Genomic DNA, 18,717 nt, shown 5'->3' on the forward strand with positions numbered 1-18,717 from the left:
CGCCCCGGAACGACGAGTTAGAAATTCAACGCCTCTCCGGCGGCACGTCGCGTATCCGCGCGCAATGTGCCGCGACGTCCTCCACGCTGTATTTCAGATGCACCCGCTTGTCCGACGGCGCCTGCCTGGTCGTGCACACGCCCGGCCGCCATTCCTGCGTGGGGCGGATCGGGCGCGGGGCGAAGCCGCCGCCGCAGTTCGGGCAGACGTTGGAGAGCTTGGTCTCGACGCAGTCCGCACAGAACGTGCATTCATAGGAGCAGATCCGCGCATCCGTTGCGTCAGGCGGCAGGTCGCGGTCGCAATATTCGCAGTTCGGTCGAAGCTGGAGGGCCATGGTCGAATCTCCGGATCGGCCGGATCATCGCAGACGGCGCGTGACGCGCGAATGCCGTAGTTCCCTCGATTTCAGCCAGCCTTCAGCTCCTTCAGCGGCAGCTTCGAGCTTTCCTTCAGCCGGTCCAGCACGATCGAGGAGCGCACATGCGCCACGCTCTGGTGCGGCATCAACACGTCGTTGACGAGGTTGGAGAGGCCCTTCAGGTCGCGCAGCACGGCTTTCAGCACGTAATCGGCATCGCCCGTCAGCGAGTAGGCCTCCTGGATCTCGTCGATGCGGTTCACCAGCGCGCGGAAGCGCTTGGAATTGTCCGGCGAGTGGGTCGCGAGCCCCACCTGGATGAAGGCGATCACGCCGAAGCCGAGCGCCTCGCTGGAGAGATCGGCGTGATAGCCCGCGATCACCTTCTCCTCCTCGAGCCGCATCCGCCGCCGCGAGCATTGCGAGGCCGAGAGACCTGCGAGCTCCGCAAGCTCCTGGTTGGTGAGGCGGCCGTCGTCCTGGAGCGCGCCGAGAATCCTGAGGTCGAAGGCGTCCACCGAAATCATGCGGGCTTTGTCCATTTGATGCACGGATCGTGCATATGATAGCCAAATGTCGTCCCGTTTGCACGCCCCTTGCGCGTCCCATGAAGGATAGTTCCTGCCAGCAGCCATTTGGGAGAGCAGCATGGGTCCGTTTCCGCACGATGCACCGCCGGCCACGATCAGCGCCGACAATCCGATGGGCACCGACGGCTTCGAGTTCGTCGAATATGCGCATCCCAATCCGGAACAGCTGCACGCGCTGTTCAAGCTGATGGGCTATGTGCCCGTCGCGCGCCACAGGACCAAGGCGATCACGGTCTATCGCCAGGGCGACATCAACTATCTCGTCAACGAGGAGCCCGGCACCCACGGCTACGATTTCGTCGCCGCGCACGGTCCCTGTGCGCCGTCGATGGCGTTTCGCGTCGTCGATGCGAAGGCGGCCTACGACCGCGCGATTGCGCTCGGCGCAGAGCCCGCCAACGTGTCATCCGCGCAGAAGGCGCTCGACGTGCCCGCGATCAAGGGCATCGGCGGCAGCCTGCTCTATTTCGTCGATCGCTACGGCGCCAAGGGCTCGGCCTATGATTCCGAGTACGAGTGGCTGGGCGCGCGCGATGCCAAGCCGGTCGGTGCCGGCCTGTTCTATCTCGACCACCTCACCCACAACGTCCATCGCGGCCGCATGGATGTCTGGACCGGCTTCTACGAAAGGCTGTTCAACTTCCGCCAGATCCGCTTCTTCGACATCGAGGGCCGTGCCTCCGGCCTGTTCTCGCGTGCGCTGACCAGCCCCGACGGCAAGATCCGGATTCCGATCAACGAGGACGCCGGCGATTCCGGCCAGATCGAGGAATATCTGAAGATCTATCGCGGCGAAGGCATCCAGCACATCGCCTGCGGCTGCCGCGACATCCACCAGACCATCGAAGGCCTGCGTGAAGCCGGCCTGCCCTTCATGCCCTCGCCGCCCGAGACCTATTTCGCGCGGATCGACGCGCGCCTGCCGAAGCATGGCGAGGACATCGCACGGCTTCAGAAGAACGGCATCCTGATCGACGGCGAAGGCGTGGTGGACGGCGGCCAGACCAAGGTGCTGCTCCAGATCTTCTCGGCCAACGCGATCGGCCCGATCTTCTTCGAGTTCATCCAGCGCAAGGGCGATGACGGCTTCGGCGAGGGCAACTTCAAGGCCCTGTTCGAATCGATCGAGGAGGACCAGATCCGGCGCGGGGTGCTGAAGGTGGATGACGCGGCGTAGGCTCTCGCTGTTGCCTGCATTTGCCGCCTCATAACAGGTGTCGTCCCGGACAAGCGCAAGCGCAGATCCGGGACCCATAGCCACAGGGAGGAGTTGCGGCGCGAAAGCGGTAACTCCGAGTCCCGTAACCACAACGGCCTGTGGTTATGGATCCCGGATCAGCGCTCCGCTCTAGGCAAAGCTACGCGTTGTCGAGAGCTGCGCTTGTCCGGGACGACAGCGGAGCGTGTTGCGACGGCGGAGATTATTTCGCCGCCTGCCACGCCTTCGTCACCGCCGCGATCTCCGCGCCCTCCGGCTCACGCACCGCTGATGGCGTCCGTGAGAACCTTGGTGCGGGCGCAGGTTGTTTCACGCCGTGGCGCTCGACGAACACCTGTCGGGTGACCATGTGCGGATGTTGCGTGGCCTCCGACATGGTCAGCACCGGCGCGAAGCAGATGTCGGTGCCTTCCATGATCTTGCACCAGTCCTCGCGCGTCTTGCTCTTGAACACGGCTTTCAGCTTTTCCTTCAGCGCCGGCCAGGCCTTGCGGTCCATCTGCGCGTCGAAATCGGCGTCGGTCAGGCCCGCGTGCTGGCGCAGCAGCGCGTAGAACTGCGGCTCGATCGAGCCGATCGAGACGAAATGGCCGCAGGCGCATTCGTAGACGCCGTAGAAATGCGCGCCGCCGTCGAGGAAGTTCTGGTTGCGCCCTTCGGTCCAGCGGCCGATCGTGGTCATGTCGAAGAAGAACGACATCAGCGATGCGGCGCCGTCGCACATCGCGGCATCGACCACCTGGCCCTTGCCCGACCTCGAGGCTTCGAGCAAGGCCGCGAGCACGCCGACGACGAGATAGAGTGCACCGCCGCCGAAATCGCCGACCAGGTTGAGCGGCGGCACCGGCGCCTCCTTCGTGCCGATCGCGGCGAGCGCGCCGGTGATGGAGATGTAGTTGATGTCGTGGCCGGCGGCATTCGCGAGCGGGCCTTCCTGGCCCCAGCCGGTCATGCGGCCGTAGACGAGCTTTGGGTTGCGCGCGAGCACCACGTCGGGGCCCAGTCCGAGCCGCTCCATCACGCCGGGACGAAAACCTTCGACCAGCGCATCGGCGCTCGCAAGCAGGTCGAGCACCTGTGCGATCGCCGCCTTGTCCTTGAGGTCAAGCTCGATCACCTTGCGGCCGCGGCCCGCCACCGACTTCATGCTCTTCTTGGCGCCGACCCGGTCGAGCGTGACGACGTCGGCACCCATGTCGGCCAGCATCATGCAGGCGAACGGGCCGGGCCCGATGCCGGCGAATTCGACGATGCGGAAGCCCGAGAGCGGGCCGGAGGCGCGGACGGACGAGGTGGGGGCTGATTTGTCGAGCACGTTGTTGTTTCCTCGGGTCGCAGGCAAGTGCCGGTGATCCGGCAAACGCCTCCGACGTTGCTCTTGGGGGCGAGTTAATCGGCTGATTAACTTTTCTCGCCTTCCCGCCAGCGAGGCAAGCGGTTTTCATGCATGGGCGCATAATAAAAGCGGCGCGCATTTCTGCGCGCCGCGGAAAATTTGTGTTCAGTCGCTAGAGCGGGATCGTCAGCCTGCGGCGGCCACCGCACGCTGCGCCATCACCTTGATGAGGTTCGCACGATACTCCGACGTGCCGTGGATGTCGGACAGAAGTCCGCTCGCCGAAATAGTCACGCTGTCGATCGCCGACGGCGACCAGTTGGCCTTGAGCGCGGCTTCGATGGCGGGAATGCGCACCACGCCGCTCTGCGAGGCGCCCGTGGCGGCAACGCGGACATCGCCCGACTTCGTCTGCGCGACGAACACGCCGGTCAGCGCAAAGCGCGAGGCCGGATGCGGGAATTTCGCGTAGCCCGCTTTTCCCGGAACCGGGAACGACACGGCGGTGATGATCTCGCCGTCCTCGAGCGCCGTCGTGAACAGGCCCTTGAAGAAATCCTCCGCCGAGATCGAACGCTTGTTGGTCTTCACGGTGGCACCGAGCGCCAGCGTCGCGGCCGGATAATCCGCGGCAGGGTCGTTGTTGGCGAGCGAGCCGCCGATCGTGCCGCGGTAGCGCACGGCGGGGTCGCCGATCAGCGACGCGAGATAGGCGAGCGCGGGGATCGCCTTCTTCGCGGCATCGCTGGTCGCCACGTCGTAATGCGGCGTGGCGGCCTTGATGGTCAGCGTGTCGCCGGCGGCCTCGATGCCGATCATGTCCTTGATCTTGCCGAGGTCGATCACGTCGGACGGGCTGGCGAGGCGCTGCTTCATCACCGGCAGCAGCGTCTGGCCGCCGGACAGGAATTTCGCCTCGCTGCTCTTGCCGAACAGGCTGGCGGCTTCGTCGACCGAGGAGGCGCGATGATAGGTGGTCTGGTACATCTTGGTTGCTCCTGAAATCTTTTCTCTGTCATTCCGGGATGCGCCGCAGGCGCAGACCCGGAATCTCGAGGTTTAATTCGTGGCTCCAGATTCCGGGTTCGACGCTTCGCGTCGCCCCGGAATGACGATGATGAGGCGGTTAAGCCGCGTGGATCGTGCGCCACACCCGATCAGGGGTTGCGGGCATTTCCAGATTGTTCTTGCCGATCGCATCCGTGATCGCGTTGATCACGGCCGCTGACGCCCCGATCGCGCCGGCCTCACCGCAACCCTTGATGCCGAGCGGATTGCCCGGGCACAGCGTCGTGGTGTGGGAGAGGTTGAACGAGGGCACATCGTCGGCGCGCGGCATGGCATAGTCCATGAACGAGGCCGTGACCGGCTGGCCGTTGGCGTCGTAGATCGCGTGCTCGAGCAGCGCCTGTCCGATGCCTTGAACCAGGCCGCCGTGGACCTGGCCCTCGACGATCATCGGGTTGATCAGCCGGCCGAAATCGTCGGCCGCGACGAAGTTGACGAAGGAGGTCTTGCCGGTGCCGGGATCGACCTCGAGTTCGCAGATATAGGTACCGGCCGGGAAGGTGAAGTTGGTCGGATCGTAGAAGGCGCTCTCCTTCAGGCCCGGCTCCATCCCGTCAGGTAGATTGTGCGCGGTGTAGGCTGCGAGCGCGACCATCGGGAAGGCGATCGCCTTGTCGGTGCCCGTCACCTTGAACTCGCCGTTCTCGATGACGATGTCGGCTTCCGACGCTTCCAGCGCATGCGCGGCGATCTTCTTGGCCTTGGACTCCATCTTCTCCATGGCCTTCAGGATCGCGGTGAGGCCGACGGCCGCCGAGCGCGAGCCGTAGGTGCCCATGCCGAACTGCACCTTGTCGGTGTCGCCATGAACGATCGAGACCTGGCTGATGGGAACCCCCAGGCGCTCCGCCACGAGCTGGCAGAACGTCGTCTCGTGACCCTGGCCGTGGCTGTGCGAGCCCGTGAGGATCTCGATGGTGCCGACCGGGTTGACGCGCACCTCGGCGGATTCCCAAAGGCCGACGCCCGCCCCCAGGCTGCCGACGGCCTTCGACGGTGCGATGCCGCAGGCCTCGATGTAGCAGGACACGCCGATGCCGCGCAGCTTGCCGTCCGCCTTGGCCTTGGCCTTGCGCGCGGCGAAGCCGGCATAGTCGATCGCCTTCATCGCGGCGTCGAGCGAAGCGTTAAAGTCGCCGGTGTCATAGGCCATGATCACGGGCGTCTGGTGCGGGAACTGGGTGATGAAGTTGGTCCGGCGCAGCGCGGCCGGATCGACCTTCAACTGCCGCGCCGCCGTCTCCATCAGCCGTTCGATCAAATAGCTCGCCTCGGGGCGGCCCGCGCCACGATAGGCGTCGACCGGCGTGGTGTTGGTGTAGACCCCGATCACCTCGGCATGGATCGCCGGGATGTTGTACTGGCCCGACAGCAGCGTCGCGTAGAGATAGGTCGGTACCGACGAGGAGAACAGCGACATGTAGGCGCCGAAATTGGCGTAGGTCTTCACCTTGAGGCCGGTGATCTTGTTGCTGGCGTCGAACGCCATCTCGGCATGGGTCACATGGTCGCGGCCATGCGCGTCGGTGAGGAAGGCCTCGGTGCGGTCGCCGGTCCATTTCACGGGACGGCCGACCTTCTTCGAGGCCCACAGCGCCACCATCTCCTCCGGATAGATGAAGATCTTGGAGCCGAAGCCGCCGCCGACGTCGGGCGCGATCACCCGCAGCTTGTGTTCGGGCGCGATGTTGTAGAACGCCGACAGCACGAGGCGGGCGACGTGCGGGTTCTGCGACGTCGTGTAGAGCGTGAAATGCTCCTCCGCGGCGTCGTAATCGGCGATCGCCGCGCGCGGCTCCATCGCGTTCGGCGCGAGGCGGTTGTTGGTGACGTCGAGCTTCACGACATTGGCGGCCTTGGCGAAGGCCGCATCGGTGGCGCCCTCGTCGCCGATCACCCAGTCATAGACCTGGTTGCCGGGAGCCTCGGGATGAAGCTGCGGCGCGCCGGCCTTGATCGCGGCGTGGACGTCGGCGACCGCGGGAAGTTCCTCGTAATCGACGACGACAGCTTCCGCCGCGTCGCGCGCCAGGTTCTTGCTGTCGGCGATCACGACCGCGACGGCCTGACCGACGAAGCGCACCGTCTCCGGCGCCATCGCCGGCCATGCGCCCATCTTCATCGGGCTGCCGTCCTTGGAGGTGATGGCCCAGCCGCAAATCAGGTTGCCGACCTTGTCGTCGACGATCTGCTGCCCCGTGAGCACCGCGACCACGCCCGGCATCTTCAGCGCGGCGGAAGAGTCGATCTTCTTGACCTTGGCGTGCGCGTGCGGGCTTCTGATGAAATGGGCATGGGTCATGCCCACCAATTTGATGTCGTCGACGTAGCGGCCCTTGCCGGTAATGAAACGCTTGTCTTCCTTGCGCACGACTCGCGCGCCGATGCCTTCAACACCCATGTCTGGTCCTCCCGACCGGAATTATTTTGACTGCGCTTTCCATCGAAAGCAGCAAGTGGTGGTCTTTGTTCGAGGCGGGCGGCCTTACTCGGCCGCCTGCGCAACCTTCATGCGTCCGGCTGCATCCAGCACGGCCTTGACGATGTTGTGGTAGCCGGTGCAGCGGCAGATATTGCCTTCGAGCTCCTGGCGGACGGTGGCCTCGTCGAGCTCGCCACCATGGCGGTGCACGATGTCGATCGCGGACATGATCATGCCCGGCGTGCAATAGCCGCACTGCAGGCCGTGATTGTCGCGGAAGGCGGCCTGCATCGGATGCAGCTCGTCGCCCTTGGCGATGCCCTCGATGGTGGTGACGCTGGCGCCGTCGGCCTGTCCCGCCAGCATGGTGCAGGATTTCACCGCGCGGCCGTCCATGTGCACGACGCAGGCACCGCACTGGCTGGTGTCGCAGCCGACATGGGTGCCGGTGAGGTTGAGGTGATCGCGCAGGAGATGGACCAGCAGCGTGCGATCCTCGACGTCGACAGCAACGGCCTTGCCGTTCACTGTCAGTTTGACTGTAGACACGGTGAAGTCCTCCCGAATGTTTGTAGTTATTCCAATTAGAGACAGCGCGAACGGAACTTTGCAACTGGGATTTTGGGGACTGCGCGTCATGGAAAGGTCATCCTGGCGGTTGTCGCAGGTGCGCGATTCGGCCACGATGTTCCGTGCCGCCGCCAGTGCGTGGCGCGACCTTGCAGGGAGCTTTCGAAAACGATCTCCGCTTCGTCGATGGCGGCTGGGTTCAGCCGCCGGCGCGAGGCGCTGGCCCTGGATGTCGGCGCCCTTGGCGCGTCGTTTCTCCCTTTGATGTCGTGTTCGTTGTTGCGAATAGGAGCACGCGCCCACGCCGTTGTAATCGCGATCTTGGTAGTAGACGGCGGCAGGTTAAGTCATTGATTCCATTGATGTTGACCTTGACGTTCCTCGCCGGACAGTCCATTCCGTCACTCCGGGGCCCGAGCGGAGCGAGGGAGCCCGGAATCCATCGGGCCGCAGAGTGGCATTGAGTGAATGAGACGCCAGAAAAAGCACCCCTAGTACTTCCTGGCGATTGATCGCAGCCGGGCGCCGCCCTAGTCGTGCCATACAAGCAACGGTCAAAAGGGGTGGAAGCGATGCAGATGAACGACAGTCAGCGTATCCCAGCGTCGAAAGCCAATGTGTGGGCCGCGCTCAACGATCCCGATATTCTCAGGCGCTGCATTCCCGGCTGCCAATCGCTGGAGATGGCATCGCCGACGGAGATGATTGCGACCGTGGTGCTGAAGGTCGGCCCGGTGAAGGCGACGTTCAGCGGCAAGGTGACGCTGACCGATATCGATGCGCCCAACGGCTACCGCATCGTCGGCGAAGGCGCCGGCGGCGTCGCCGGCTTTGCCAAGGGCGGCGCGAAGGTCAGGCTGGAAGAAGAATCGCCTGGCGTCACCGTCCTGCACTACGAGGCCGACGCGCAGATCGGCGGCAAGCTCGCACAGCTCGGCTCGCGGCTGATCGACTCGACGTCGCGAAAGCTTGCCGCGAATTTCTTCGAAAGCTTCGCGGCTGTGGTAGCGCCATCATCGTGATCAGCACGTCGTCCTCGGCGCCTGACGCGAACTTGTAGGGTGGCAAAGGCGCTCTTGCGCCGTGCCCACCACTTAACCAATCCACGATTGCGAGAGAAGAGGTGGGCACGCTTCGCTTTGCCCAACCTACTGCGCTGATTGGGCGGACGAAGCGGATTACGGCGCGATGCTGCCCAAATCCGATGGCGCTTTTCGAGCTGTAAAATAAGGGCAAGACGCAAGCCCGGACAACGAGATGAGCGGCAGAAGCCGCCAATGATTTGCACTACTACCTTCCGCCTATACTAAGCGCGACAAGGCGATGCTGTAATTTCGAACGATGGCTCGCAGACGAACTGCGCATCACGGGCGCGGCGCGCTCAGGCGCCTAACATGGCGTGCACAACAACATCGTGGAGGGAATACATGACCTTTGGAACGAAGGGCTTCTTGGCTGGCATCTCGATGGTTGCGATGCTGGCCACCGCTACGTCGGGCGTTCGCGCCAACGACTCCCTGCTCAAGGCGCAATCCGACTCGAACCAGTGGGCCGTTGCCGGCCACGACTACGGCAACACGCGCTTCAGCCCGCTGAAGCAGATCAACACCGAGAACGCCGGCAAGCTGACGCTCGCCTATTCGTTCTCGCTGGCCTCGCTCCGTTCGAACGAATCCTCGCCGATCGTCGTCGGCAACACGCTCTACGTTTCGAGCTCCTGGGGCCCGAAATACGTCTATGCGCTCGATGCCGCCACCGGCGTGCGCAAATGGACCTACGAACCCGATATTCCCGAGGACGTGCTGCAATACGCCTGCTGCGACGTGAACAATCGCGGCGTCTCCTATGCCGACGGCAAGATCTTCGTCGGCCGCCTCGACGGCAAGCTGACGGCGCTCGATGCCGCGACCGGCAAGGCGCTCTGGACGGCGAAGGTGGTCGATTACAAGCAGGGTTCGGTCATCACCTCGCCGCCGCTCGTCGTGCGCGACAAGGTCATCACCGGTTTCGGCGGCGGCGAGTACGGCGTGCGCGGCTCGCTCCAGGCCTTCGACATCAACACCGGCAAGCAGCTCTGGCAGACCTACACCGTTCCGTCGCCGGATGAGCCCGGCGGCGACACCTGGAAGGGCGACTCCGCCCAGCATGGCGGCGGTGCGGCCTGGCTGGTCGGCTCCTACGATCCGAAGACCGACACGGTCTATTGGGGTACCAGCAATCCCGGCCCCTGGAACACGGCGGTACGCTCGACCGGCGATGGCAATTTCGGCAAGCTGACCAACCTCTACACCGCCTCGACGGTGGCGTTCGATCCCAACACCGGCAAGATCAAGTGGCACATCCAGACCACGCCGGCCGATGCCTGGGACTATGACGGCGTCAACGAAGCCGTGCTCGCGGATCTGAAGATCGGCGGCAGCACCGTGCCGGCGCTGATGAAGGCGGATCGCAACGGCTACTTCTTCGTCGCCAATCGCGAGACCGGCAAGGTGCTTTCGGCGGAGAAATACGTGTTCTCCAACTGGGCCAAGAAGTGGGACATCGCCACGATGCGCGCGGTCGAGGATCCCGACAAGCGTCCCGGGCCGAACCATCCCGCCAAGGACATCTGCCCGAACCTGATCGGCGGCAAGAACTGGCAGCCGATGTCGTTCAACCCGCAGACCGGCCTCGTCTACATCCCGTCCAACAATGTCTGCATGGACTGGTCGGTCTCCGACGTCGCCTACAAGCGCGGTGTGTTCTATCTCGGCGCCGAATTCCCGACCAAGGAAGGCCCCGGCGGTTTCCTCGGCGAGCTCGTGGCCTGGGATCCGGTCGCGCAGAAGAAGGTCTGGTCGATCAAGGAAGACCTGCCGTTCAACGGCGGCACGCTGACCACCGGCGGTGGCCTCGTGTTTGCCGGCAACATCCATGGCGATTTCCGCGCCATCGATGCGAAGTCCGGCAAGGTGTTGTGGAGCAGGAATCTCGGCTCCGGCATCGGCGCAGGTCCGGTGACCTACCAGGTCGACGGCAAGCAATATGTCGCCATCGTCGTCGGCCGCACGGCTGCGCTGCCTGCGTTCCTGGGCGAGGTAGGAAAGAAGATGACGGCCGCAGCTCCCGAGGGCGGTTCGCTCTTCGTGTTCTCCGTCCAGTGACCACTCGCGCGCGTATCCCTGCGGGATACGCGCGCGCTTTTTCCAGACTTTGGTTGCGGCATCGGCCGATGCCTGGTGCCGCTGCGCTTGGCTCAACGAGCTCCGGCTCAACAAAGCTATGGGAGACGAGGATGCGTCCGAATCATTCTGGCATCGGTGCGAGCCGAAATCGCGCCATCGCAGGCCTGCTCACATGTGCCGCGCTGATCGTTCCGGTCTCGCTGCGCGCAGACGAGGCGCAGCCGCTCCGCCTCTGCGCCGATCCGACCAATCTTCCATTCTCGAGCGATAGTCCGTCGCAACCGGGCTTCTATGTCGAGATCGGGCAGGCCCTGGCGCAGGCGCTCGGCCGGCCGATCGCCTATGACTGGTACAAATCCTATTTCGGCAAGCGCACCGTGCGCGTCACCCTGCTCGGCAAGCAATGCGACGCCATGATCGGGCTGCCGCGGTCCGAGGATTTCATGGGACCGGCCGTGATCTTCTCCAACGCGTTCGCGAAGCAGGGCTATGCCCTCGTGGCCGCCAAGGGGCAGGCGCTCGATGGCATCGACGGCCTCAAGGGCAAGCGCGTCGCCGTGCAGTTCGCCAGCACGCCGCAGAACCTGCTCGCGAGCCGCGACGATATCCAGAAGGTGACGGTGCTGTCGCCCGAGCAAGGTATGCAGGCGCTCGATCAGGGCAAGGCCGACGTCGCCTTCATCTGGGGGCCGGTCGCCGGCTGGCTGAACAAGACCAGTTACGGCGATCGCTATCAGATCCAGCTCACCGAGGGCGAAGGCCTGTCATGGGATGCGGCGATCGGCTTTGCGAAGACGTCCACCGAGCTGCGTGATCGCGTCGATGCCGTCCTGCCGCAGCTTCAGGGCACGATCGGCGCGCTCGCGGTGAAATATGGCCTGCCGACCGGCCAGCCGGCGCGCTTCGGTGCGACCCAGGCGATGCCGGCGGGAACGACGACCGGGACCGGACCCGGCGTGACGCAGACCGCCAATGTGGTGGCGACCGAGACCAAGGGGGACGCGGCCGCGCCGGCCGCCGAGGCCGTCGGCTCGGGCAAGGAGATCTTCAACGGAACCTGTGCGCACTGCCACGGCCCCGACGCGATCCAGAGCGAGCGGAAGATCGACCTGCGGCTGCTGCGTCACCGCTACGGCGACGAGATGCGCGAGAAGTTCTGGACGACCGTGCATGAGGGACGGCCGACCAAGGGCATGCCGGCCTGGAAAGAGGTCTTCACCGACGAGCAGTTCGACCACATCTTTTCCTTCCTGCTGACGGTCCAGTCCGAATCGAACGACTGAACGATCTTGACCGAACGCGATCGGGAGGATGTGGTAGCGTCCGTCCGGCATCATCCCGGCGCCGGACGGCTATCGCATGGATGTGCCGCTTCCGCTGCTGCGGTCGATGCGGGTGCGGTGCAGTGTTGGGAAGGCCCCATGACCAGCTTCCTGATCATCGACGATCATCCGCTGTTTCGCGAGGCGCTCGGCAATGCGGTGCGGCTGGCCTTGCCGGAGGCGCGGATCTTCGAAGCGATGTCGATCGGGGATGCCCTGCATATCCTGTCGGCCGGGGAGGGCATCGACCTCGCGCTGCTCGACCTCTCGCTGCCGGATGCGACCGGCTTCTCCGGCTTCCTGCGCTTGCGCGAGGCCTATCCGCGCCTGCCCGTCGCTATCGTGTCGAGCGAGGAGGATCAGCACGTCGTCCGCGAGGCGTTGGCGCTGGGCGCCGCCGGCTATCTGCCCAAGTCGACGTCGAAGCGTGAGCTGGCGCAATCGATCGAGGGTGTGCTGAGCGGATCGGTGTCGGTGCCGAAGGATTTCGTGGCGACGCCGCGGCGGCGGGCCGATGCCAGCAAGGCGCTCGAGGTCAAGCTGCGCGAGCTCACGCCGCAGCAGCTTCGCGTGCTCGACCTCCTGCGTCGCGGCTATCCGAACCGGCAGATCGCCCAGGAGCTTCAGCTCGCCGAATCCACGGTGAAGGCGCATATCACCGAGATCCTGCGCAAGCTCGGCCTGTTCAGCCGCAACAAGGCGATCATCGAGATCGGCAAGATGGAGCTGCCCGATCCGCGCAGCCGGCCTCATGCACGGGTCGATCGCGGCAGGCCGCAATGACGCGCGCTGTCGTCCTTGACCTGGATCAAGCCGGCGCGGCCCTGCTGAGCCATTCTCAGCATGTGCAATTCAACGTCGGCCCCGGCGGCATCTTGGGCAAGGTCTTCAGAATGGCTCATACGTGATGCGATTTCTGATCGTCGAGGACCATCCGCTGTTTCGCGAGGCGCTCGAGGGCGCGCTCCGGATGGTGGCGCCCGCGGCCGATATTCTTCAGGCGACCTCGATCGACGGCGCGCTGGAGCAGGTCGCGGCGACCACCGAGCTCGACCTGATCCTGCTCGATCTGTCGATGCCGGGCACCACGGGTCTTTCGGGCATCATCCGCATCCGCAAGGCGTTCCCCAAAATTCCCGTCGTCATCGTATCCGGATATCAGGATCGGCAGATCATCTCCGGCGCATTGTCGCTCGGCGTGTCCGGCTACATCCTCAAATCGTCGTCCAAGCAGGATCTGGCGCAATCGATCGGCGAGGTGCTGCGCGGCGCGGTCTGTGTTCCCGCCGCGTATCGCGGGCAGGTCCGCCCGCAGCGCGCGGCCGGCCCCGCGCAGGATCTCCTGAAGCGCCTGCACGAGCTGACGCCGCAGCAATTGCGCGTGCTCGAAATGCTCAAGCGCGGGCTGCAAAACAAGCAGATCGCCTTTGAGCTGAAGATCTCGGAGACCACGGTGAAGGTCCACGTCTCCGACATCCTGCGCAAGCTCAACGTGATCAGCCGCACCAAGGCCATCGTCGAAATGTCCAGGATCGATTTCGCGACGCTGGCAGGCGGGGGCACCGCGGCCGAGCGCGAGCGGCCACGGCCGGACCAGCAGTGAGGCGATCCGCGCCTGGTTTGCCCTCCAGATTGAGAGCGCTCTGTTTCTGTTTTCGGTTGTAAATCATTGCCTTGAAGAAACGTAAGATATTACCGCTACTGTGCATGGGGTTGTTTTCGCCATTTTTGTTGGGAGCCATGCGCGCTTGCCCCGCAGGCGGGGGCGAAGGCCATCCGCGCGGGCTAGCTCAGCAGGAACGACAGCAGCGCCCGCATCTCGGCGGGCTTGATCGGCTTCTTCAGCACTTCGAGGCCGTGGCGGCTCGCGTCCTTCGCGGCCTTTTCGGAGTAATCGGCGGTGATGATCATGGCCGGCGTGTCGAGCTTCAGATGCTGGCGGACGTCGGCGATGGCCGACAAGCCGCTCTCGCCGTGATCGAGATGGAGGTCGGCGATCACGGCATCGGGTGCGCCGCCGAGCTCGCTGAGGCGCAGCAGCGCATCCGCGGCCGAGCGCGTGGTCGCGACGTCGCAGCCCCATCCTTCCAGCAGCGCGGCCATCGCCTCCGAGCCGTTCGGGTCGTTCTCGATCAGCAGGATCTTGGCGCCTTCGAGCCCGCTATAGCGCCGCTCGGCGAGCTTGACCTCGTGCACCTCGTCGCTGACCTCGGCGAGGTCGGCGGGCTCAAGCTCCAGGGTGAAGGTCGATCCCCGGCCGACCTGCGACGACAGCCGCACCTCGTGCCCGAGCACGGTTGCGAAACGGCGGACGATGGAGAGGCCGAGCCCGAAGCCGGCCTGGTCGGTCGCGGTCGCCTCGCCGCGCTGGAATTCGCGGAAGATTGCCTGCTGCTGCGCCTGTGCAATTCCAGGCCCGGTGTCGGAGACCTGGATGCAGATGTGGTCGCCTCTCAGCCGGCATCCCATGACGACGCCGCCGTTGCGGGTATAGCGGATGGCATTGGCAAGCAGGTTCTGCAGGATCCGCCGCAGCATCATCGCATCCGACCTGACCGCGCGCGGCGAGGTGCGGATGCGCAGGGAAAGACCCTGCCGCGCCGCGACCGGCTCGAATTCGTTGCGGAGCTGTTCGAACAGGGGCGCCAGCGCAATCGCGCGCACGTCGGGCTTGAGCGCGCCGGCGTCGAGCTTTGCGATCTCCAGCAGCGACCGCAGCAAATCCTCCAGCATCAGCAGCGAGCGGTCGGCCTGGTCGATGAGCAGGCCCGCCTCCTGCGATTCCATCATCTCGGTCAGCGCCGACAGCGTCAGGCGCGCCGCGTTCAGCGGCTGCAACAGGTCGTGGGTCACCGAGATCAGCACCGATGATTTCAGCGAGCTTGCGGCTTCGGCCTGCTGCTTGGCGCGGTAGAGCCCTTCATTGGCGCGCTCGACCGAATGCAGCGCCTCGCGCAACTGATGAGTCCGGTCGCGAACCTTGTGGTCAAGCGCAATGGCGGTTTCGAACAATGAAAAGGCGTTGAGCTGCTGGTCCATCGAGCGTTCGACGCGCGACATCAGCGCGGCATTGATCTTCTTCAGCTTCGCCGCCTCGCGCCGCAGCTGGTCGACCGTATCAGGGCCCTGCAACATGTCCGTCACGACGGGCGCCTTCCGATCGCAACGCCGGTGAAGGTCTGGTTCACATGCATGGAGCCGAACTGCTCGCCATAGGTATGAAAGCCGACGACACGGTTCTGCCGGTACAGGTCGGACATGTCGCGGGCGAGCTGATGCTGCTCGGCGTCGAGCCGGCGCAGCAGGCACTCGAAGCCGATATAGAGCGAGACGTCTCCGATCTGGTCCCGGATCTCGGCGAAGGTGTCGCGGGTCGAGCCGACCAGGCTGCGCGACGTCGCCGCCGTCAGCACCATGCCCTCGTCGATGGCGCAGAAGAAATGTAAGGATCCGTCCGGCTCGACGCGCTGGATCGACCGCGCGTAATAGGCGCCGCCGACGCGCACCAGCACGGGGTGGGACGCGAAGGAAAATGGATCGAGCTTGGCGTCCAGGATCCCGACCATGCGCGAATATTCCTCGGCCGCGGGCTCCGCGTTCAGCTCCCTGACCGTTCGATTTTCGATGTCGGCTTCGGTGACCACCATCTTCTGCGGGCTCGGCTCGAAATTGTCGCACTTGAAAGCCCGGAACGGCAGCGAGGTGTTCAACAGGATCAGGAGGGCGGCGTTGGTGTGTGCCTTGCCGTCGCAGAACACCCAGGTCTTCTCGAAGCGCATCCCGTCGCCTGCGGACCCGCCGACGACCGGGATGTCGTCGAGCGAGGCATAGATCGCGGACATCACCGCCTCCTCGCGGCGGCACAGGCCGTCGATCAACACCAGGCCGAAGGGATTGCCGCGATCGACTTGCGGGGTGATCCGCAACAGCTCGTGCCGGAGCTCGCCGCCGATCCTGCGGCCGTCCTCGACGCGGAAGCTGTCGAGGTTGAGAATGGGCCGCACCGCGGCCGAGAAGTCGGCGCGGCTGAACGCCAGCGCCACGACGCTGTTCTCGTCCCAGCCGTCAGGGGCGAGCTCGCCCGCGGTCGTGCAACCGCAGACCTGAGTCTCGTCGAATTGCCGGGTGATCTCGGCGATGAAGTGATGAGGGTCGTAGCTGGGCGAGAGGAAGACCAGGATCAGCGCCAGCTCGTCGGATGGGAGCTGGGCGGCGAGCTCGGCCACGGCTTCATCGACGCTCGCAGCCTTCGATTTGGCAACGGCAACGCCAGACGCACCGCCAAACCGAAAATCGGTTTGCCCCACTCCGTTTCTCCCCTCGAGGACCAGCCTGGTCTAACGCCAAGTGCCTGATAAGTGCCCGACAAGTGTTCAAAGAATAAGGCGTTTTCCGGTTAGCCGCAACACGGCGCCCTCGGCCCGGCAAGGCTGGACGCGCGCGAGGGGCCGGAAACTCTCTCCACCCGGGGTGCAGGCCGGACGGATTTACCACCCCTTGACGTTTCTGCCTTAATTTTCCGCACGCGTTCGGAAAGGGCTGCTTCCGGGCCGCGTGATCGTTGCAAGAACATAAGGTTGGGGGTGGGAATGTCCGGGCGTATCGCGTCGCCATCTAAGCGCACCATATTTCCGACCCTCAGGTTCCGCGCCAAAATCATCCTGGGCTTTGCCGCAGTGCTGGTGATCTCCGCCGGCAGCATGGCTTTCGCCTATTTCGGCTTCGAGCGGGTCTCCTCCGGGGTCGGGTCCTACCGCACCAGCGTTTCGGAGGCCGACCTCGCCCGCAACATCGACCGCGAGCTGCTCGCCTATCGTTCGTCCGCCCGCTACTTCGTCGTCACCGGCAAGGAAGATGACGCCAAGGCGGCGCTGGAAGCCGAGGCCAGCCTGAAGAACGCCATCGACCAGGCGATCAAGGGCGCCAAGCGGCCGGCGCGGCAGGAGAGTCTCAACAAGCTCGCCAAGGAGTTCTCCAACTTCTCCGCGACGTTTGCAAAGATCCTGCAGGCCAAGCGCGACAGCGCCCTGCTGGTCCAGAACCAGCTCCAGCGCAACGCCAACCTCCTGAAGTACAAGCTCGACGACATCGGCAACAACGCCTCCGACGCAGAGGCGCAGGCGATCGAGTTCGGCACCAAGCAGGTCAATGCCCAGTTCCAGACTGCGAGTTCGGCCGCGAGCAATTTCATCCTCAACTCCGATCAGGCGGTGGCGACAAGCGCGCTGGCGCGACTGAAGTTCGTCGAGAACTCGCTGGGCGCGGTCTATTCCATGGACGACAAGATCGTCGCCGGCTTGAAGGATGCGAAGGTGCTGCTCGCGGCCTATCGCGACGCGCTGGAGAAGCTGATCGCCAACGCCAAGATGGTCGATGAGCTCGTGACCGAGATGAGCGGCTCGGCTGGTGCGATCCTGCAAGGCGCGACCGCCATGAAGGCGGACCTCGTCGCCGAGCAGCAGCGGCTGGATACGGAATCGGAAGCGACCATCGGGCAGACCGAGCAACTGGTGCTGATGCTGGCCGTCGGCGGCACGCTGTTAGGTGCGATCCTCGCCTTCCTGCTCGGCACCGGCATCTCGCGTCCGATGATCGCGATGTGCAAGGCGATGCGCGAGCTCGCCTCGGGCAATTTCGACGTCGTGCTGCCGGGCCTCGGCCGCAAGGACGAGATCGGCGAGATGGCCGGCGCGGTCGAGGAGTTCAAGGTTCAGGCCGTCGCCAAGGCCGAGCGCGATGCCGCTGCCAGCGAAGCCCAGAACAAGGAACTGGCCACCGCCCGCCGCTCCGAGCTGATTCGCTTTGCCGACGATTTCGAGAGCGCCGTCGGCGCCATCGTCTCCAACGTCTCGGCCTCGGCCGTGCAGCTCGAATCGGCGGCGTCCACGCTGACCCGTACCGCCGAGACCACGCAGAGCCTGTCGAGCCAGGTCGCCGGCGTCTCCGAGCAGGCCTCCAGTAACATGCAGTCGGTCGCCACCGCGACGGAAGAGCTCTCGGCCTCGGTCGAGGAGATCGGTCGCCAGGTGCGCGATTCCAGCCGCATTGCGGAAGCTGCGGTGGTGCAGGCCAAGGAGACCGACGGCCGCATCGGCAAGCTCTCGCATGCTGCCCAGCAGATCGGCGAGGTGGTCAAGCTCATCACGGCAATCGCCGAGCAGACCAACCTGCTGGCGCTCAATGCGACCATCGAGGCGGCGCGCGCCGGTGAAGCCGGCCGCGGCTTTGCGGTGGTCGCCAGCGAAGTGAAGTCGCTGGCCAGCCAGACGGCGAAGGCCACCGACGAGATTTCCTCCCACATCACGGGCATGCAGGGCGCCACCGCCGAGTCGGTCGCCGCGATCAAGGAGATCGGCGCCACCATCGGCCAGATCTCGTCGATCTCGACGTCGATCGCGAGCGCGGTGGAGCAGCAGGGCGCCGCGACGCAGGAGATCGCGCGCAGCGTCCAGACGGTCGCCCAGGGCACCCAGACCGCAGCCACCGACATCGGCGAGGTCAACCGCGGCGCCGCCGAGACCGGCTCGGCCTCGGAGGAGGTGTTGAATTCGGCCAAGACCCTCTCCAGCGAAAGCACCCGCCTTCGCGCCGAGCTCGACCGCTTCATGGGGAATATCCGGGCGGCGTGAGGCTCGGACTTCTCCCCTCTCTCCACCGTCGTCCTG

At 64.9% G+C, this 18,717-nt stretch carries 16 protein-coding genes; 8 read left to right on the top strand and 8 right to left on the bottom strand.

What is annotated here, in order from left to right:
• Positions 1-25: 25 nt before the first annotated feature.
• Together ACVWW6_RS08750 and ACVWW6_RS08755 are read right to left on the bottom strand one after the other, a co-directional pair.
• Positions 26-337 (bottom strand): DUF1272 domain-containing protein, encoded by a 312-nt coding sequence (locus ACVWW6_RS08750; RefSeq protein WP_011083173.1) that lies wholly within the window; start codon positions 335-337, stop codon positions 26-28.
• A 71-nt stretch (positions 338-408) separates the two neighbouring features.
• Positions 409-888, bottom strand: a complete 480-nt coding sequence (locus ACVWW6_RS08755; protein WP_038967454.1) for an Lrp/AsnC family transcriptional regulator — start codon at positions 886-888, stop codon at positions 409-411.
• 121 nt (positions 889-1,009) lie between these two features.
• Here ACVWW6_RS08755 and hppD point away from each other — a divergent pair, with 121 nt between their 5' ends.
• Positions 1,010-2,128 (top strand): 4-hydroxyphenylpyruvate dioxygenase, encoded by a 1,119-nt coding sequence (gene hppD, locus ACVWW6_RS08760; RefSeq protein ID WP_456680537.1) that lies wholly within the window; start codon positions 1,010-1,012, stop codon positions 2,126-2,128.
• A 244-nt stretch (positions 2,129-2,372) separates the two neighbouring features.
• Here the strand turns inward: hppD and ACVWW6_RS08765 are convergent, their stop codons facing one another.
• The 4 genes from ACVWW6_RS08765 to ACVWW6_RS08780 form a co-directional block, all read right to left on the bottom strand.
• Positions 2,373-3,485: a CaiB/BaiF CoA transferase family protein gene (locus ACVWW6_RS08765; RefSeq protein WP_456680538.1), complete on the bottom strand. Its 1,113-nt coding sequence runs from the start codon at positions 3,483-3,485 to the stop codon at positions 2,373-2,375.
• A gap of 207 nt (positions 3,486-3,692) precedes the next feature.
• A complete protein-coding gene (locus tag ACVWW6_RS08770) occupies positions 3,693-4,493 on the bottom strand; it encodes an FAD binding domain-containing protein (RefSeq protein WP_011083169.1) in 801 nt (266 codons plus the stop codon).
• 139 nt (positions 4,494-4,632) lie between these two features.
• Positions 4,633-6,975: a xanthine dehydrogenase family protein molybdopterin-binding subunit gene (locus ACVWW6_RS08775; protein ID WP_011083168.1), complete on the bottom strand. Its 2,343-nt coding sequence runs from the start codon at positions 6,973-6,975 to the stop codon at positions 4,633-4,635.
• A gap of 84 nt (positions 6,976-7,059) precedes the next feature.
• Positions 7,060-7,545: a (2Fe-2S)-binding protein gene (locus ACVWW6_RS08780; protein WP_028175651.1), complete on the bottom strand. Its 486-nt coding sequence runs from the start codon at positions 7,543-7,545 to the stop codon at positions 7,060-7,062.
• Between the two features lie 593 nt (positions 7,546-8,138).
• Here ACVWW6_RS08780 and ACVWW6_RS08785 point away from each other — a divergent pair.
• The 6 genes from ACVWW6_RS08785 to ACVWW6_RS08810 all read left to right on the top strand — a co-directional run bounded on the left by ACVWW6_RS08785 (position 8,139) and on the right by ACVWW6_RS08810 (position 13,655).
• Entirely contained in the window at positions 8,139-8,588 is a 450-nt protein-coding gene (locus ACVWW6_RS08785) for an SRPBCC family protein (protein ID WP_028175650.1), read from the top strand.
• A 405-nt stretch (positions 8,589-8,993) separates the two neighbouring features.
• Positions 8,994-10,709, top strand: a complete 1,716-nt coding sequence (locus ACVWW6_RS08790; protein ID WP_404525128.1) for a PQQ-dependent methanol/ethanol family dehydrogenase — start codon at positions 8,994-8,996, stop codon at positions 10,707-10,709.
• Between the two features lie 131 nt (positions 10,710-10,840).
• Positions 10,841-12,013, top strand: a complete 1,173-nt coding sequence (locus ACVWW6_RS08795; protein WP_038967450.1) for a c-type cytochrome — start codon at positions 10,841-10,843, stop codon at positions 12,011-12,013.
• Positions 12,014-12,151: 138 nt separating this feature from the next.
• Positions 12,152-12,835: a response regulator transcription factor gene (locus ACVWW6_RS08800; protein WP_011083163.1), complete on the top strand. Its 684-nt coding sequence runs from the start codon at positions 12,152-12,154 to the stop codon at positions 12,833-12,835.
• Positions 12,832-12,960 (top strand): hypothetical protein, encoded by a 129-nt coding sequence (locus ACVWW6_RS08805; protein WP_271556299.1) that lies wholly within the window; start codon positions 12,832-12,834, stop codon positions 12,958-12,960. Before ACVWW6_RS08800 ends, ACVWW6_RS08805 begins: the two co-directional genes overlap by 4 nt.
• Positions 12,960-13,655 (top strand): response regulator, encoded by a 696-nt coding sequence (locus ACVWW6_RS08810; protein ID WP_049832585.1) that lies wholly within the window; start codon positions 12,960-12,962, stop codon positions 13,653-13,655. The genes ACVWW6_RS08805 and ACVWW6_RS08810 overlap by 1 nt, the downstream gene beginning before the upstream one ends.
• A 182-nt stretch (positions 13,656-13,837) precedes the next feature.
• On the opposite strand, the gene ACVWW6_RS08815 is transcribed toward ACVWW6_RS08810, so the two are convergent.
• Together ACVWW6_RS08815 and ACVWW6_RS08820 are read right to left on the bottom strand one after the other, a co-directional pair.
• Positions 13,838-15,187 (bottom strand): hybrid sensor histidine kinase/response regulator, encoded by a 1,350-nt coding sequence (locus ACVWW6_RS08815; RefSeq protein ID WP_456683138.1) that lies wholly within the window; start codon positions 15,185-15,187, stop codon positions 13,838-13,840.
• A gap of 5 nt (positions 15,188-15,192) precedes the next feature.
• Complete coding sequence (locus tag ACVWW6_RS08820) at positions 15,193-16,359, bottom strand: FIST N-terminal domain-containing protein (protein ID WP_011083160.1); 1,167 nt, start codon at positions 16,357-16,359, stop codon at positions 15,193-15,195.
• Between the two features lie 282 nt (positions 16,360-16,641).
• Here ACVWW6_RS08820 and ACVWW6_RS08825 point away from each other — a divergent pair, with 282 nt between their 5' ends.
• Positions 16,642-18,681, top strand: coding sequence for a methyl-accepting chemotaxis protein (locus tag ACVWW6_RS08825; RefSeq protein ID WP_456680539.1), 2,040 nt, complete (start codon positions 16,642-16,644; stop codon positions 18,679-18,681).
• Positions 18,682-18,717: the final 36 nt, after the last annotated feature.

It is taken from the genome of Bradyrhizobium sp. USDA 3311, assembly GCF_054062495.1.

Coding starts and splice junctions, on each gene's coding strand:
- ACVWW6_RS08755 (WP_038967454.1), bottom strand. CDS start 888: ATGATTTCGGTGGACGCCTTCGACCTCAGGATTCTCGGCGCGCTCCAG.
- ACVWW6_RS08800 (WP_011083163.1), top strand. CDS start 12,152: ATGACCAGCTTCCTGATCATCGACGATCATCCGCTGTTTCGCGAGGCG.
- ACVWW6_RS08795 (WP_038967450.1), top strand. CDS start 10,841: ATGCGTCCGAATCATTCTGGCATCGGTGCGAGCCGAAATCGCGCCATC.
- ACVWW6_RS08785 (WP_028175650.1), top strand. CDS start 8,139: ATGCAGATGAACGACAGTCAGCGTATCCCAGCGTCGAAAGCCAATGTG.
- ACVWW6_RS08805 (WP_271556299.1), top strand. CDS start 12,832: ATGACGCGCGCTGTCGTCCTTGACCTGGATCAAGCCGGCGCGGCCCTG.
- ACVWW6_RS08775 (WP_011083168.1), bottom strand. CDS start 6,975: ATGGGTGTTGAAGGCATCGGCGCGCGAGTCGTGCGCAAGGAAGACAAG.
- ACVWW6_RS08810 (WP_049832585.1), top strand. CDS start 12,960: ATGCGATTTCTGATCGTCGAGGACCATCCGCTGTTTCGCGAGGCGCTC.
- ACVWW6_RS08750 (WP_011083173.1), bottom strand. CDS start 337: ATGGCCCTCCAGCTTCGACCGAACTGCGAATATTGCGACCGCGACCTG.
- ACVWW6_RS08815 (WP_456683138.1), bottom strand. CDS start 15,187: ATGTTGCAGGGCCCTGATACGGTCGACCAGCTGCGGCGCGAGGCGGCG.
- ACVWW6_RS08770 (WP_011083169.1), bottom strand. CDS start 4,493: ATGTACCAGACCACCTATCATCGCGCCTCCTCGGTCGACGAAGCCGCC.
- ACVWW6_RS08825 (WP_456680539.1), top strand. CDS start 16,642: ATGTCCGGGCGTATCGCGTCGCCATCTAAGCGCACCATATTTCCGACC.
- ACVWW6_RS08790 (WP_404525128.1), top strand. CDS start 8,994: ATGACCTTTGGAACGAAGGGCTTCTTGGCTGGCATCTCGATGGTTGCG.
- hppD (WP_456680537.1), top strand. CDS start 1,010: ATGGGTCCGTTTCCGCACGATGCACCGCCGGCCACGATCAGCGCCGAC.